Consider the following 15,954-nt stretch of genomic DNA (forward strand, 5'->3'; position numbering starts at 1 on the left):
CGGGCTGTGTCCGTGCCCAAAAACCGATAGCGGGGGGGGGGGGGGCCCGCTGATTCGCGGCCCCGCCCCTCGTGTGCCGACAGTCTTGCGCGTGATGAGGGGTCCGCACAATCCTGCCGCCACGACGCCGTCCCCACGGCGCCCTCGGCCGCAGGTGGTCTACGGCCCGAGCTCTTTCTACGTACCTACTTAGTAGATACGTAGAAGATAGCAGCCCCTGCCCCGCCGATCAATCGGGTTCGGCGAGCAGGGTCGTCGATTTATGCCCGGCGTGTTGTCCAATTCGGCACGGGTGATCGCGGGTGCCGTGGCGCAGACTGATGACCGGTGCCACCGACCCTCGACCGGGAGAATTCCGCATGCCCTCGATCGACTACCGCCTGCCCCAGCGTCGCGATCTCGTCACCGAGCTGCCGGGCCCGCGTTCCCGGGCGCTCACCGCACGCCGGACGGCGGCCGTGGCGGCCGGGGTCGGATCATCGGTGCCCGTCTACGCGGCCGACGCCGACGGCGGGGTCATTCTCGATGTGGACGGGAATTCGCTGATCGATCTGGGCTCGGGCATCGCGGTCACCACGGTCGGCGCGTCCCATCCGGAGGTGGCGGCCGCGGTCGCCGAGCAGGTCGCGCGATTCACCCACACCTGCTTCATGATCACCCCCTACGAGAACTACATCCGCGTGGCCGAGGAACTGGCCGCGCTCACGCCCGGCGGCTTCGACAAGCGGACGGTGCTGTTCAACTCGGGCGCGGAGGCGGTGGAGAACGCGGTGAAGGCGGCGCGGCTGGCGACCGGCCGGCCGGCGGTGGTCGCGTTCGATCACGCGTATCACGGCCGCACCAACCTGACCATGGCGCTGACCGCGAAATCCATGCCGTACAAGGCGCATTTCGGCCCGTTCGCACCGGACATCCACCGCATGCCCATGTCCTACCCGTACCGCGACCAGCCGGGGCTGACCGGGGAACAGGCTGCGCGCCGGGTCATTTCGCGGATCGAGGTGCAGATCGGGGCCGATTCGCTGGCCGCGATCGTCATCGAGCCGATCCAGGGCGAGGGCGGATTCATCGTGCCGGCCCCGGGATTCCTCGCCACGCTGGCGAACTGGGCCCGCGAGCACGGGGTGGTGTTCATCGCCGACGAGGTGCAGACCGGATTCGCCCGCACCGGAGCGTGGTTCGCGAGCGAGCACGAGGGCATCGAGCCGGACATCGTCGCCATGGCCAAGGGCATTGCGGGCGGCATGCCGCTGTCGGCCGTCACCGGCCGGGCCGAGCTGCTGGACGCGGTGCATCCGGGCGGGCTGGGCGGCACCTACGGCGGCAATCCGGTGGCGTGTGCGGCGGCGCTGGCCAGCATCGAGGTGATGCGGTCGCTGGACCTGGCGGCCCGGGCGCGGGCCATCGAGGCGGCCGCCGTGCCGCGGCTGCGGGAGCTGGCCGCCGCGACCGGCGTGATCGGTGACGTACGCGGCCGGGGTGCGATGCTCGCCATCGAACTGGTCCGGCCGGGCACCGACACCCCCGATCCGGATATCACCAAAGCCATTGCCGCCGAGGCGCTCTCACGCGGCGTGGTGCTGCTCACCTGCGGCACCTACGGAAACGTCATCCGACTGCTGCCCCCGCTGGTGATCGGCGACGACCTGCTCGCCGACGGCCTCGGGGTGTTGTCCGAGACGGTGCGGGATCTGACCCGCTGAGTTCGAAATCCGTCGAGTTCAGCCGACGGCAACCGTCATCTTGCCGCCGGCGGTCCCGGATTCCATCACCTCGTGCGCCCGCACGATCTCGTCGAAGGTGAAGGTGCGCACCGGTTTCGCGTGGTACACACCGGCTTCGGCCTTGGCGACGAGGTCCGCGAGCGGGACCGCCGAGAGCGGGAATCCGGGTGTCCCGAAGACGAAGCTGCCGAAGAAGGACAGCTGGACTCCGCTGGGCAGGTCGGCGATCGGGTTGAACTCGGGCACCGGGGCCAGGCCGCCGAGGAATCCGGCCTGGCAGACGCGCCCGCGCGGCCGCACGGTCGCGACCGAATCACGCAGGACGGAGTTGCCGACCAGGTCCAGCAGGGCGTCGACGACTAATCCGGCCGCGCGCACTTGCTCCGACAGGTTGCCGTCCTCGGTGAGAACCACTGCCGCACCGACCTTTTCGAGCATCGCCGCATTCGCCTGCGATCGGGTGGTGGCGATGACCGTGGCACCGAGGTCGGCGGCGATATTCACCGCCGCCTGTCCCAGCGACGAGGTCGCGCCGCGTACCAGCACCGTCTCGCCGTCCGTGACGGCGAGATTGTCGTGCAGGGCGGTCCACGCGGTGGCGTAGACCTCCGGGACGGCGGCGAGATCGGTCCAGGCCAGAGCGGTGCCGACCGCGACGACATTGTCCGCGGGCACGGTGACCAACTCGGCGTAGGAGCCATTGCGGGTGCGGCCCATGCCACCCATGATCGCGACGACCGGGGTCCCCGGGGCCAGCTTGCCCGAAGGGTCGGCGGCGACGACGCCCGCGGCTTCGATACCGGTCACCTGGGCGACATCGCCCCACTGCCCCGACCGCATGTAGGTTTCCGCGTGGTTGAGCCCGAAAGCCTTGACGTCGACCAGGATTTCACCTGCGGCCGGTACCGGATCGGGTAGTTCGGTCACGGTGAGCACCTCGGGCGCACCGTAGTGGGAGATGGTGATCGCCTTCATGACATACCTTCATTCTTGAGTGAGTGTTCAAATATTGGCGGGAAAGAGGGGCCGTCCACAAGGACGGCCCTGCAACGGTTTTCGCCGCGCCTAACCGGGTGACAGCCCGGCGAAGGCGTTGTCGACAATCGCGAGCAATACCGGCTCGTCGGGATTCGCCTTGCCGACCACCATCAGCCCCTGCGAGGTGGCCACCAAGCCCTTGGCAACGGTGACGGGATCGACGTTCGATCGGACCTCCTTGCGACGCACGGCATTCCGCAATGCGTCCCGCATCCGGTCCTCCAGCCGCGCCAGATGCCCGCGCACCACGGCAGCGGCCGCGTCATCGGTGGCGGCGTTCTCGACGGCGGTGTTCACCAGCAGGCAGCCCATCCGCCCCTCCGGCGAGAGCAGGTCGGCGACCAGGCCGTCGAAGTAGCCGCGCACTTGCGCCAGCGACGCGTTCGGATCATCGAGTTCGCCCAATTTCCGGGGCACGATCAGGTCCGAGTAGCGCCGCAGCGAGGCCAGGAACAGCGCGTGCTTGCCGCCCGGGAAGGCGCTGTACAGGCTGCCGGGTTTCACGCCGGTCGCCTTGACCAGGTCCTCCACCGAGGTGGCCCGATACCCGCGCTCCCAGAAGCGGCGCATGGCGGCATCCACCACGTCATCGGGTTCGAATTCGCGAGTGCGGGCCATACGTGCATGGTACTTGAATGGTTGTTCAAGAATCAAGTGTGAAGCTGTGACCGAACCCGTGACCCGCGGACGCGGATACCCCACATCGCCTGCGCGAACTCCTACTCCCCAGTAGCATTCGAGCGTAAGCCCTACGGGGCGAACGACTTTCGATCGCACGGGATGGTCCCCATGACAGCACCGGCCACAGGAAGCACCGAACTCCACCCGCCGCGGTGGCAGCCCGCACCCATGCGCTGGCACAACACGCCGGTCACCTGGGGGCAGTCCTGGCGGCTGGCGCTGGGACTGCCCGGGCGGATCCGGGAGCGCACCATCATGCAGTACCTGGCGGCCGAGCTGCCGGGTCAGGACGATGTGCTGATCGCCCGCCTGCCGATGGCGAAGTACGTCGTCGTGCGCAGTCCGGAGCTGGTCCGGCACGTACTGATCGCCAATCACGAGAACTATGTGCGCGGCGCCGAATTCGACATGCTCGCCGTGGTTTTCGGCCAGGGCCTGGTGACCCAGCGCGACGATCGCCTCTACTACCGCAACAAGCGCCTGGTGCAGCCGATCTTCGCGCGCAGCGCCATCGACCAGTTCGATGTGCCCATGGTCGAGGCGGCCCAGGAGACGGCCCGGCGGCTGCGGGCGGCCGGGGCGCCGGTCGACGTCGGCGCGGAGATGACCCGCCTCATGCTGGATATCGTGGCGCGCACCATGTTCGGCACCGACCTGGACGGGCCCATCTCCAAGATCAAGCTCGAGCGGCTGCTCAAATTCTTCGGCGTGGGCGTGGTCACCAATGTGAGCCGGACGCTGCGGCCGCTGTCCATGTGGCTGGTGCGCCGCACCGAGAAGCCCGAGAAGCAGGCGGGCTCACGGATTCCGATCCGGGCCATCCGCGCCGCCTCCTGGATGGTGGCCCCGCACATCATGTTCGAGCTACGCGGCATCGAGAATGCCGTGGCCGGAATCATTTCCGATCATCGCGAGGGCCGCATCACCCGCAAGGACAACCTGCTCGGCCTGCTCATGGCGGCCACCGATCCGGAGACCGGGCACAGCTACACCGATCTCGAAATCCGGGACGAGCTCATGACATTCATCGGGGCGGGCATGGAGACCTCGGCCACCGCGCTGACCTGGGTGTGGAAGCTGCTCGCCGAGCATCCCGAGGCCCGGCAGCGCCTTCACGAGGAGCTCGACACCGTGCTCGGCGGGCGCGCCCCCACCGCCGCCGACGTGGACAAGCTGGTGTGGACCAAGGCCGTCTTCCTGGAGACGATGCGGCTGTACCCGCCGATCATGGCCTTCAGCAAGGTGGCGCTGGGCGAGGACGTGCTGGCGGGCTATCGCATCAAGCCCGGCACCACCATCATGATCAGCATGCACGGGGTGCACGGCAATCCGCGGGTCTGGGATCGGGCGGGCGAGTTCGATCCGACGCGCTACCTGCCGGAGAACATGACCCGGCCGCATCGGGAGGCGTCGCTGGCGTTCGGGGCGGGCAAGCGGATCTGCATCGCGCAGAACTTCGCGACCATGGAGGTGGTGCTGTCGATCGCCACCATCGCCCAGCAGCTGGATCTGCGGATCGCCACCGGCGAGCCCATCCGGCCGCAGCTTTCGTTCATCGGCGCGCCGGACAAGCCGCTGCTCATGCGGGCGGTGACACGGGACTGATCAGCGGGTGCGGGCAGCGCCTCCGGCGGCTGTACCCACCCAGTCTTTCACGGCCCACACAGGCAGTTTTGAAGCGAGCCAACGCCTTCGACGGCATCGGCACCCGTACGCGGCGCCGACCGTCACCGACCCGATCGAAAGCGGTCGGATCGAGCCGTCACGCGGCAGTGGTCTTCTCGGCCGCGGCGGTACGGCTGGCGGATCGGGCCAGTGCGGCCCAGTGCCGGGCCTGCTGGGAGGCCAGTTCGGCGACCAGGGCGGCGCAGTACGGCGGGAGATCATCGGCCAGGTCCGCCCAGGCCACGGGATCCGCGGGCAGCTCGTCGAACAGGCGTAGGAGTTGCCTGCCGGATTCGGTGCGGGTCAGCGCCGGGTCCGAGCGCAGATTCCACAGTGCGCGAGCGGGATACGACAGGTCTTTCGCGGCAGCCCCGGGACCGGCATGGGGACGCTCGTCGCGGATTCGCTCGGGGTGACACTGGCGCAGCTGTGGCACGGGAGCCGCGAGTGCGCGCCGGGCGAGGTGGCGGCCGGGGCACGCCGCCGACCGCTTCCGGATGGCGGCGATGGTCCGCTCGGGCAGGCCGATCACCTCGGCCAGCTTGCGGTCGGACCAGTCGGGATAGAACGAGAGCGCCTGTTCGGCCGCGGCTTTGCGGTCGGCCGCGGACAGGGGCAGGCCGTGCCTGCTGTTCAGCCGGACCGCGAGCAGCAGGGCCTGCCCGTCGTCACCGTCGAAGTAGACCGCGTCGATCCACTGGGACCCGCTGCACATTGCCGCGCGCACGCGATGGGCGCCGTCGATGACCGTCATGCGCGATCGGTGCACGACGATCGGCGGCAGGGCCGCGGCGACCTCCGACAGCGCCGTGACATGCCGGGAGTTCTCGCCGGATTGCCGGATCGTGGTGTCGATGTGCAAGCGGTCCAGCGGAATTCGCACGATATCCGTGGGATTGGGCTCCAGCAGCGGGAAATTCACATCCAGGCGCGGCCGCGTGTAGTTCTCCCCCACTCGGATCGCCCGGGTCACGATCCACTGCAAGATGCGGCCGCGCGGGTGCACCCACCACGCGTATGTCGGTCCGAGCACTGCGCCGCCTCCCAACGCCGAGCAGCCCCGATTCCCGGAGCACTCCACGAGCGTTCCCGGGCAGGGCGTTCCTACGACGCGACAAGCGGCATCACACGGATCACCGGCAAGATTCCCGCTCACGCGGGTGCGTGTACGCGGCAGTGTATCGACGCGCACACAGTGTGATCAATTGAGCAAATCGTGTGCCTGCCTGCGTATTTACTGGCGAAACACGCTGACCTGGAGCAGCAGCCCGGGACCTGTTCGTACGGTGTTACATACACAACAAACATTGCCGCCGGTCTGTTTGCTGGCGGTCGGGTGACCTAGTCCACCTCCGGCATATCCGGATCCCGGACAGTGACCAGCGCGGCCGTCGTGTGCTGGTCCAGCGCCATGAGCACGGCCCGGGCCCGCACCGATTTCCAGCCCCCGTCGAGCGTCCGGAGCCGCAACCGCCCGGCGGTGCGGGAGTGAGCGAGGTTGCGGCTCATGGTCTTCGCCGTCTCGATATCGTCCGGGTGAATCGCCGGCTCCGGTTCACCCGCCAGCGACTGCCACGCGATGCCCGGCATGGGCGGACCCATCCAGCGCAGCAGCCGCAGGGTGCGCAGGTCGACAATGGCCCGGAAATCGCCCTCCGCGGCGGCCGCGTCGAGCACCCGGTGCTCGAGGATCACCGGCGGCGGCGCGGCGCTGACGTCGGTGGCATCGCCGATGTCATGGGTGACCCCGCGCATGAACACCTCGGAATTCCCGGCGGCATCGGTTTCTTCGATGATGCGACACGAGAAGTGCGCCGCCCGCAGAGCGCCGTCGTCGCGGCGGACCGTCCACACCGCCTGATGCTCGGTGCCCGGCGCCGACCGGACCACCTTGGCCAGGGCGTCGGACTCGTCGCTATTGGTGATGACGCGGGCGAACACGCCCGCGATGGCGTGCTCGCGCGCCCGATTCTCGGGCGCGACACCGTAGAGATCCAGCAGATCGTCCGAGCGCGTGGACTTCGAGGTGGACAGGTTGAAGTACCACGCCCCCACCGGATCTCGCGGCGGCACCGTCTCCTCCGCTGGACCCGACCACACCAGCACGGCGTGCATGCGCTCCGGGGTGATCAGCAGCGGCGCGGTGAGAGTCCGACGGCGGCCGCCGTCGCTCATGACCTCCACCGGCGCCAGCGCCTCCGCGGTCGCCGCCACGGCCCCGCGGATGGTCGCCAGCGTTTCGCGCTGCCGGAAGATCTGCGTCAACGGCACGAACTTCCTCGGCGCACTGCCCAGTCCGATGACGGTCGGCTCCCCGCCGCCGAACGTCTCTATCAACAGCCATCGTGTACCGGCCATCGCGTCTTCCCCTCTTATCCCCTGATCACGAGCCGAATCAGCTTCTCGTACTGTCCGCCCGCCACCCTGGCGGCGACTTCGGCAAGGATCGCGTCGGGTCCTATCAGTACACGACTCTTCCCCCGCGCGACACCACGCAGAATCACCTGCGCCGCAACGCCGGGATCGGTGCGGGCCACATACCGGTCGAACCGCTGCGCCGCCCGCTCGGCGTCCACCCCCGCCGCCGCCAACGCCGACCAAGCGATCCCGGTCTTCACCCCACCCGGAAACACGCAGCTGACAGCAACATTCGGCTGCCCGCGCAATTCCGACCGGAGCGACTCGGTGAAGCCGCGAATCGCGAACTTGGCCGCCGTGTAGGGCGCGGCCCCGCCGAGCCCGATCAACCCGTACGCCGAGGAGAGATTCGCGATCCGCCCCTCGGGCGACTTCACCACGTACGGCAGAAAGGCTTTCGTACTCGCCACGGTCGCACCGAAATTCGCCCGCATCACCGCCTCGAAGTCGCCCGGCTCGGACTCGGACACCCCACCATAGAAAAGCTTCCCCGCATTGTTGATCAACACATCCACACCCCCGAGCCGCCCCACCACCTCGGCCGCAACCTCCCCCATCCGCTCCGGATCAGCGACATCGGCCACCAGGCCCACCACCTCCCCATCCCCACCCCTGACCATCCCCGCCGTCTCCCCCAGCGCCCCTTCATTCGTGTCCAACAGCACCACCGACGCCCCTTCCCGCCCCAGCCGCACCGCCAGCTCCCGCCCGATCCCGGCCCCCGCCCCGGTAACCACAGCAACCCGACCCGCATAGAAACTACGATCCATACCCGTGAGTCTGCACAGACCACTGGCATCCCGCGAGACATGTTCCGCGCCAACCCATCCGATCACGTAATGCACCTGCGGCGAGGGGTCCGACCGTGATCTCGATAACCCGGGGCGCCCATCCCACAGTGTCAGGCGCTGCATGAAGTAGCTTCAGCCTGAATATGATTCATCGACCAGGGGAGGACTGATGACGCGACGCGCGATCGTCACCGGCGGCGGCACCGGAATCGGGAAGGCAGTGGCGCGACGCCTGGCCGCCGACGGCGTGTCGGTGACCATCATCGGACGCCGTCCAACCGTGCTGGAAGCCACTGCCAAAGAGATCAACACCGGCATCGGGGCCGACCGCGTCACCACCGCGACCGCCGACCTCACCGCGCCCGATCAAGTCCAGTCCCTTGCCGAACAGATCACGGCAGATGGGCTTGTCGACATCCTGGTCAACAACGCGGGCGGTAACCCCGCGCACACACCCGGCGACCTGGACGGCCTCGCGGCCGCCTACACCAACACCTTCCAGCTGAACGTGCTCACCGCAGTACTGCTGACCGAAGCGCTGATCCCACACATGACCCGCCCCGGCGGCCGAATCGTGTCGGTGAGCTCGATCGCCGCACTACGCGGAGCAGGCCCCTACGGGGCCGCGAAAGCCGCCCTCCACGGCTGGGCCCTGGGCCTCGCACAACAACTCGCCCCACAAGGCATCACCGTCAACACCGTCGCCCCCGGCTTCGTCCCCGCCACCGAATTCTGGACCGACCGGCTCACACCGGAACTCGAAGCCGACCGAATCTCCCAAATCCCCCTCGGCCGCGCCGGCACACCCGACGAAATCGCCGCAGGCATCGCCCACCTCACCTCCCCCGAGGCCGGCTGGACCACCGGCCAGATCCTCCAGATCAACGGCGGAACCCTCCTCGGCCGCGGCTGAAAAACCGCTGCCACACCCCAGATCGTTCCCTTTGCCGGTTCGAGGGAACGATTCACCAACGCGCGCAAGAACTCCGTCCAGTTCGCGCCTGTCTCAGCAAGCCCTTGGCAAGATGGCGGAGACCGGAAACCGGCACCTTTCATTCACGATGGCCCCGCCTCCGAGTGGTGCTGGACTGCCGGCTTCTTCACGAAGTTGGTCGTATGGCTCAGAGGTACGCTGAATTTGCGAATACACCGTTTGCCAGTCGGGTGGTCACGGGACGGCGCAATGGATGACAAGTCAGTGCCTGGCGTGGACGCCACCTGGGCGCCGGAGCAGACGTTCGGACGCTATCGGCTGCTGTCGCTGCTGGGTCAGGGCGGCATGGGCCAGGTGTGGCGGGCGCATGATTCGCTGACCAACCGGGTGGTGGCGCTCAAAGTGCTGCCCGAGCGCTTCGCCGATGACGAGCGGCTGCGCGAGCGCTTCCGCCGGGAGTGCCGGGCGGTGGCACAGTTGACCGAGCCGCATGTGATCCCCATCCACGACTTCGGCGACATCGACGGTCGGCTCTATCTGAATATGCGGTTGATCGACGGCACCAATCTGCGCAAGATGATCACGCGAGAAGGGGCCTTGTCGCCGCAGCGGGCAGTAGCGATCATCACGCAGGTGGCCGGCGCGCTGCAGGCAGCCCACGACGCCGGGCTGGTCCATCGCGATGTCAAACCCACCAACATCCTGCTGGCGGCCGATGAGTTCGCCTACCTGATCGATTTCGGGATCGCCCACGCCGCCGACGACCGTACGCTGACCGCGATCGGCGAGACCGTTGGCACCGTCGCGTACATGGCGCCGGAGGAGATCGGCGCGGAGGTCAAAGCCGATGCCCGAGTGGACGTGTACGCGTTGACGTGCGTGCTGCATGAGTGCCTGACCGGCCGGCCACCGTTTTCGAGCTCATTGGGCATGGAGGGTGTGATCGCCCATCATCTGCACACCCCACCCCCGCGTCCCAGCACCACTACACCCGATGTACCGACTGCGTTCGATGCGGTCATCGCCAAGGGAATGGCCAAGAACCCAGACGATCGTTACCAGACCATGCGCGAGCTGGCCGCAGCGGCCCGCGCCGCGGTCGGCGATTCCGCGGTCAGCACCACCGAGGCCGTGGCTGCGCGCCATGGGCGGCGAATCAGATTGTCGCCCAAGACCGCCGGACTGCTCGCGGCCGCGGTCGCGGTTGCGGTGGCGGCCGCCTTAGCTGTCATCATCAGTGTCCAACGGGGATCAGGCGGCGGTGGCAACTCGCCCGCTCCTATCGCCCCGGCCTACTCGTCACAGACTCCACTGCCGTTCACCGGCGTCAGCCTGCCCACCGATGTGGCGGTCGACACGGCGGGCAACGTATACGTGACCGACATGGGTAACGATCGGGTGGTGAAATTGGCGGCGGACGCGTCGACGCCGAGCCCGTTGCCGTTCACCGGCCTGAAGAATCCCCAGGGTGTGGCGGTCGACCCGGCGGGCAACATATACGTCACCGACACGAGTAACAATCGGGTCTTGAGATTGGCGGCGGGCGCGTCGGCGCCGACCACGTTGCCGTTCACCGGGCTCAAAGATCCCCGGGGTGTGGCGGTCGATACAGCGGGAGACGTGTACGTCGCCGACCGGGCCAATGATCGGGTGGTGAGGTTGGCGGCGGGTGCCGCGGCACCGACGACGCTGCCGTTCACCGGGCTCCAAGATCCCCATGGTGTGGCGGTCGATACGGCGGGCAACGTATACGTCACCGAGCTGGGTACCGAGCGGGTGGTGCGGTTGGCCGCGGGCGCGTCGGCACCGACCACGTTGCCGTTCACAGGGCTCAAAGATCCCCGGGGTGTGGCGGTCGACAGGGCGGGAGACGTGTACGTCGTCGACTGGGGTAACGAATCGGTGGCGAGGTTGGCGGCGGGTGCGTCGACGCCGACCACATTGCCGTTCACCGGGCTCAAAGATCCCCAGGGTATGGCGGTCGACACGGCGGACAACGTATACGTCACCGATCGGGGCCCCGACACGGTGGTGAAACTCCCGGTCGGCTGAACATTCCGCACAGCAATCCCACGCCCGGCATGGTTTCGGGTCCCTTGCAGCCGACGCCCACGGCGGCCGGACGAGACCCCGGCCCCGTTGATCTTCAAAGGTGTTGCGCGGCCGATTCGAACCGCTCGCTACGAGGAGGTTCGGCGTGCCGGTCGGGCGTGCCTGGTGAGGAATTCCAGCTCTACTCGGAGCACGTCGGAGTGGTCGATCCCGCCGTCATAGACGTCGTAATGCCCGCCGCGGCTGCGGTAGAGCTCGCCGCGGGGCGCTCGCGCGGCGGCCTGGGTGGCGGGTCCGGTGGGGGCCATGGTGTCGGATTCGGCAACGACCATCAGCAGGGGGCATTGGACTCGGTGGGCCGTTCGGACGGGGCGATGGACAGCGATGTCGAGCAGTGATCGCGCGGTGATGCGGTTGGGCCAGGGCTCGCCGTCGGTCGGGGTGAGTCGATGTAGTCCGGTCAGTGAGTCGTTTGTCGCGATCACGCCGAGGCTGTCGGGTCCGACGCTGAGCGGCAGGTATTTCGGCGGGTTGCCGACGACGCCCGAGAGCGCGTCTGCCACTGCGGTAGCGGTCAGGCGCAGCGCACGCAGTGGAGCCACATTCGCCATCCCGGCCAGACCGTCGACGAGGGGGCATTGCGCGATGGCTCCGGCCAGTGCCGGATCGGTGGCGGCGATATCGAGGATGTGCATGCCGGCGAAGGATGTTCCCCAGATGAACAGGCGATCGTTGTCGAGCGAGTCGTGGCGACGTGCCCAGGCCAGGGCGGTGCGATAGTCCTCTCGCTGGCGGCGGATCGAGAGGAGTTCGCGCGGTGTGCCGCTGGATCGGCCCCAGTGGCGGTAGTCGAATACGAGGGCGGCAAAGCCGTTGTCGGCGAAGAACTCCGCGAACGGGGCCAGGCCGGCGGCTTTGACTCCGCCGATGCCGTGGGCCATCACCACCGTCGGGTGCGGCGCCGGTGACGACGGGAGATAGAGCCAGCAGTCCAGTTCGGTGTCTGCACCTGCCGGGATACGCACGTGCTCTCGGGTGGTGTCGGTCATCGCAGGTCCTTCGCGGTCGAGTCGAGGGTGATCGTGGCGCCCGCCGATCGGGCGAGATCGGCGCCGAACAATGCGCCGGGGGTGAATGCTCCGGGGCGGGCAGCGCCTTCGGCCAGGCGGGACGCGACCATGGCCGCGACGCGGCTGGTGAACGCGTAACCCTCACCGGTCCGCAACCACGCCTGGCGTGTTCCCCCGCCCTCCCATTCCGCGGATGCGTATGCCCACGACACCTCACCTGGCGTGGCCGGTGGTGTCAGTTGCCAGCGGTCGATGAGCCGGATCACGGTGCGCCGCAATGCTTCCACCCTCAGTATCGCGCCCACGATCGGTAGCGCGGCCCGAGCCACGCGGCCGGTGGGGACCTCACTGGAGGTCGCGATCACGTCACCCGCGCCCGAGCCTCGGAGTGCGGCTTCCAGCTCGCCGGTGGGTACCGCCACCGTGGCACGCGTCGTGCCGTCGGGCAGCGGAATGCGTTGCAAGTGAGCGCCGAGCCGGGTCCGCACCAGGCGGCCGTCTCGGTAGATCAGCCCGCCGGTCGCCGCCGCGTCCACCACGCTGGCCAGCACCGCCGGTCCCAGGCCATCCACGACGGGCATCGCCGCCACCCGGACGCGAATCGGGGACGGGCGCCCCGCGCACAGCTCGTACACCAGCGCCTCGTTGGCCAGCGTGCCGAATCCCGCACCGGTGACCAGTGTCGACCCCGCCGCCCGGGCCGCGGAATCCAGCTCCAACAACGAACGCACAGGCTGGAATTCGTTGGCCAGATCCACGTAGTGACTGCCCGCGGCCACACACGCCTGCGCGGTCGGGACCGTCGTGGCACCGAACGGCCCGACCGTGTTGACGACGACGTCCGGTCTGCCCGCAGCGATTTCGGCGAGCGGATCATCGGTGACCAGCGTCCGTGGCGATACCCCGCCCGACGCCTCGATCGTCGCCGCGGCCTCGGCCAGCCGCTGAGTATTGCGGCCGACCAGCACGATCCGATGCCCACCGGCACGTAATTCGGCGCTGATGTTTCGCCCGGCGCGGCCGGTCGCGCCGATGATCCAGATTTCAGCCATACACATACGCTACGTTGTGTAGCGTATGTCTGGCAAGAGTTAATCCGATACAATCCGTAGCGTATGTCTGACAAGGGTAAATCCGCCGGGATGGGCCGCCCCCGCAATACGGCCCTCGACGCCGCCATCGCCACCGCCGTCGAACAACTGTTGCTGACAGACGGTTACAGCGCAGTCACCATCGACCGCGTCGCTACCGTGGCCGGTACCACGCGCACCGCGCTGTACCGCCGCTTCCCAGGCCGCGTCGCCCTGATCGCCAGCGCCCTGGCCGGGCATTTCGGCACCGATCCAGCGCCCGACACCGGCACCCTGCGCGGCGACCTGATCGAGCTGCAACGCCTACAGGTCGAGTTCTTCCGCACCCCGGTCGTCTCAGCAGGCATCGCCGGCCTGCTCGGCGACCTCAGCGGCGACCCGCAATGGAGTGCGATGTTCCACGAGGCCTTCATGGCGCCACGCCGCCGATCGACCCAAGCGATGTTCCAACGCGCCGTCGACCGCGGCGAGATCCCACCATTCACTCATCCCACCGTGGTCTCCGACATCCTGACCGGCCCCCTGCTGCTGCACGCAATGCTCCCCGCCACCGGCCCCCTCGACGACACCCTCGTCGCCGCCACCGTCGACGCCGCCCTGCACCTCCTCACCGTCGGGATTCGCGACGCGTAATCCGCCACACCCCGGAGCGTTCGGTCCCCGCAGCCCAATCTTCGAGCCGACTCGCCGCTGCCTACACCGGTCGAGCAACCGGGCCGGCGTGCCCATCACGCGACGCGGATCAGCCGAACACACGCCCTTCGGCTAGCGTGCACTGCGGGCGGTTGGTCAGGCGCCCGGAACGCCCACGGCCCGTTGGTCTTCCGAGGTGCGGCGCTGGCCGGTTAGGTCAGCGCGGTATGCGGTGTGGCCTCAATGGGTCAGCGCAACACTGGGTTCGTCCTGGCGAACGGGGACGTGATGCGCGATGGACTCGCCAAGACCGTTGTCGGAGAAGCGAACACCGCTGACCGAGGCCGAGTTCGGTCATCTGCTGCGAGAATCCGCTGGCTTCAGGCACATCGGAGGCATCGGAGTTCAGCGAGCCGGATCCGTCGTCCAGAACTGGATGTGATGACCGTCGGGTGTATTGATCACGATGGCCGCGTACGGCAGCGTGCGGAGCACCCAATCCAGGCGTTCGGTGAAGTCATCCCAGCGCGTGCGGTAATGCACGGCCCCGATGACACTGAGCAAGATCAGGATGAGAGCGGACGTGCTCAGAGTTTTTGGACACTTTCTGGACCATAGGCAGTTCCAGAAACGAATTCGGCCCCTGCCCGGTGAATTCTCACACTGGTCAGGGGCCGAATTTGGCTCCCCCATCTGGACTCGAACCAGAAACCTGCCGTGAGCGGACAGGTCGTGCGGTTTCATTTCTGACACTTCCCGAAAGTGCCCGTGATCTGCACTGATGTCGCGATCGAGGTTCTCAACGAATCCCGCCGAGACCCGTCGATTCCCCATTCAAAACGTGTCGTTTGCGTGTCGCTGATCGAGTGACCCCGCGCACCCCAACGACCGCCGTATTCGGCCTGACGGGGTCCCTCATTCACCGATCAGGAAGCATCCGTCATGCAGCATTCAGGTCCCACCCCTGCCATGCCCCAAACCGTCCCCGACACCCTTCCAGTGTCGGCTCCTATCGACCCGATGCCCACTCCCGCCGGCCACGGCCAGCCCAAGGCCCACCGCTTCTTCTGGACCGTCCTCGCCGTCTCCGCGATGGTCAGCATCACCGGCAATGCCACCCACGCGATCCTCTACGCCCCCACCATGCCCGCCGTCGCCGCTGCAATCGCGATCGTGCCGCCCATCGCGCTGCTCCCCGCAGTGCACTCCGTCGCCGTCCTCGCCCGTGCACACACCACAGCCCGCCTCACCCACCTCCTGGCCACCGCGCTCACCCTCCTGATCGCGCTGGCGGCCTTCCGACTGTCGTTCACCGCCCTCCGCTCGCTCGCCGACTCGGCCGGGATACCTATGAGCGAGTCCTGGCTCTTTCCAATAATCGTGGAGGGCAGCATGACTCAAGCGACCATCTCACTTCTCGCCTTCGCCCACTCAGGACTGCGACGACGGCCCCCTCTGCTCAGCCCGGACCCCCCGCCGGAAACGCACCCACCGAAAGCAAGCCGCCACACCAAAACTCGGACAGTGCGCACGATACTGAAGGCCATCCTGGCGCCGTGCACACGCCGGGCACCTCCGAACCCGACACCCAGATCTGGACTCGGATAGCGGCAACGATCTGCAACGGCGACCCCGCACACCGACGAGATTCGACACTCGTCACCAACGTCCTCGTCCGCCACTTCACCGACGGCCGCACCCCCACCCAGATCGCCCGCGAAATCAACCTCAGCCGCTCCGCGATCAGCAGAATCATCGGCCACGCAACCGAACTCCTCCCGGTCGAGCCGCGTGCACACCTCCACAGGGAACACGCGATTCCTGCGAGACGACACTGATGCCACCATCGGACAAAAA

The 15,954-nt window shown here is 67.9% G+C and carries 14 protein-coding genes; 6 read left to right on the forward strand and 8 right to left on the reverse strand.

Annotation, left to right across the window (positions count from 1 at the left end; genetic code table 11):
• The first annotated feature begins 359 nt into the window (after positions 1–359).
• The gene (gabT, locus tag ABZV44_RS12825) at positions 360–1,703 is read left to right on the forward strand and encodes a 4-aminobutyrate--2-oxoglutarate transaminase (protein ID WP_354835369.1); all 1,344 of its coding nucleotides are present in this window, start codon (positions 360–362) and stop codon (positions 1,701–1,703) included.
• 18 nt (positions 1,704–1,721) lie between these two features.
• On the opposite strand, the gene ABZV44_RS12830 is transcribed toward gabT, so the two are convergent.
• On the reverse strand, positions 1,722–2,699 hold the full coding sequence (locus ABZV44_RS12830; protein ID WP_354835371.1) for a zinc-binding dehydrogenase: 978 nt from the start codon (positions 2,697–2,699) through the stop codon (positions 1,722–1,724).
• Positions 2,700–2,789: 90 nt separating this feature from the next.
• The gene (locus ABZV44_RS12835) at positions 2,790–3,380 is read right to left on the reverse strand and encodes a helix-turn-helix domain-containing protein (protein WP_354835373.1); all 591 of its coding nucleotides are present in this window, start codon (positions 3,378–3,380) and stop codon (positions 2,790–2,792) included.
• Positions 3,381–3,551: 171 nt separating this feature from the next.
• Between ABZV44_RS12835 and ABZV44_RS12840 the strand changes: the two genes are divergently transcribed.
• Positions 3,552–5,048 (forward strand): cytochrome P450, encoded by a 1,497-nt coding sequence (locus ABZV44_RS12840; RefSeq protein WP_354835375.1) that lies wholly within the window; start codon positions 3,552–3,554, stop codon positions 5,046–5,048.
• A 157-nt stretch (positions 5,049–5,205) separates the two neighbouring features.
• Here the strand turns inward: ABZV44_RS12840 and ABZV44_RS12845 are convergent, their stop codons facing one another.
• From ABZV44_RS12845 to ABZV44_RS12855, 3 genes are all read right to left on the reverse strand, one after another.
• Positions 5,206–6,141: a ParB N-terminal domain-containing protein gene (locus tag ABZV44_RS12845; protein ID WP_354835377.1), complete on the reverse strand. Its 936-nt coding sequence runs from the start codon at positions 6,139–6,141 to the stop codon at positions 5,206–5,208.
• Between the two features lie 308 nt (positions 6,142–6,449).
• Entirely contained in the window at positions 6,450–7,466 is a 1,017-nt protein-coding gene (locus tag ABZV44_RS12850) for a GAF domain-containing protein (RefSeq protein WP_354835379.1), read from the reverse strand.
• 14 nt (positions 7,467–7,480) lie between these two features.
• A complete protein-coding gene (locus ABZV44_RS12855) occupies positions 7,481–8,371 on the reverse strand; it encodes an SDR family NAD(P)-dependent oxidoreductase (RefSeq protein WP_354835381.1) in 891 nt (296 codons plus the stop codon).
• Positions 8,372–8,486: 115 nt separating this feature from the next.
• Between ABZV44_RS12855 and ABZV44_RS12860 the strand changes: the two genes are divergently transcribed.
• The gene (locus ABZV44_RS12860) at positions 8,487–9,230 is read left to right on the forward strand and encodes an SDR family oxidoreductase (protein WP_354835383.1); all 744 of its coding nucleotides are present in this window, start codon (positions 8,487–8,489) and stop codon (positions 9,228–9,230) included.
• A gap of 270 nt (positions 9,231–9,500) precedes the next feature.
• Positions 9,501–11,303, forward strand: coding sequence for a serine/threonine-protein kinase PknD (locus ABZV44_RS12865; RefSeq protein WP_354835385.1), 1,803 nt, complete (start codon positions 9,501–9,503; stop codon positions 11,301–11,303).
• A gap of 128 nt (positions 11,304–11,431) precedes the next feature.
• Here the strand turns inward: ABZV44_RS12865 and ABZV44_RS12870 are convergent, their stop codons facing one another.
• The gene (locus ABZV44_RS12870) at positions 11,432–12,352 is read right to left on the reverse strand and encodes an alpha/beta fold hydrolase (protein ID WP_354835387.1); all 921 of its coding nucleotides are present in this window, start codon (positions 12,350–12,352) and stop codon (positions 11,432–11,434) included.
• A complete protein-coding gene (locus tag ABZV44_RS12875) occupies positions 12,349–13,425 on the reverse strand; it encodes a saccharopine dehydrogenase NADP-binding domain-containing protein (protein ID WP_354835389.1) in 1,077 nt (358 codons plus the stop codon). Before ABZV44_RS12875 ends, ABZV44_RS12870 begins: the two co-directional genes overlap by 4 nt.
• 63 nt (positions 13,426–13,488) lie before the next feature.
• Between ABZV44_RS12875 and ABZV44_RS12880 the strand changes: the two genes are divergently transcribed.
• Entirely contained in the window at positions 13,489–14,097 is a 609-nt protein-coding gene (locus tag ABZV44_RS12880) for a TetR/AcrR family transcriptional regulator (RefSeq protein WP_354835391.1), read from the forward strand.
• 405 nt (positions 14,098–14,502) lie between these two features.
• Here ABZV44_RS12880 and ABZV44_RS12885 read toward each other — a convergent pair whose 3' ends face one another.
• Positions 14,503–14,661 (reverse strand): hypothetical protein, encoded by a 159-nt coding sequence (locus ABZV44_RS12885; protein WP_354835393.1) that lies wholly within the window; start codon positions 14,659–14,661, stop codon positions 14,503–14,505.
• A 456-nt stretch (positions 14,662–15,117) separates the two neighbouring features.
• Between ABZV44_RS12885 and ABZV44_RS12890 the strand changes: the two genes are divergently transcribed.
• Positions 15,118–15,705, forward strand: coding sequence for a DUF2637 domain-containing protein (locus ABZV44_RS12890; protein ID WP_354835395.1), 588 nt, complete (start codon positions 15,118–15,120; stop codon positions 15,703–15,705).
• The last annotated feature ends 249 nt before the right edge of the window (positions 15,706–15,954 follow it).

It is taken from the genome of Nocardia sp. NPDC004860 (genome assembly GCF_040609015.1).
In the GTDB taxonomy this organism is placed as follows: domain Bacteria; phylum Actinomycetota; class Actinomycetes; order Mycobacteriales; family Mycobacteriaceae; genus Nocardia.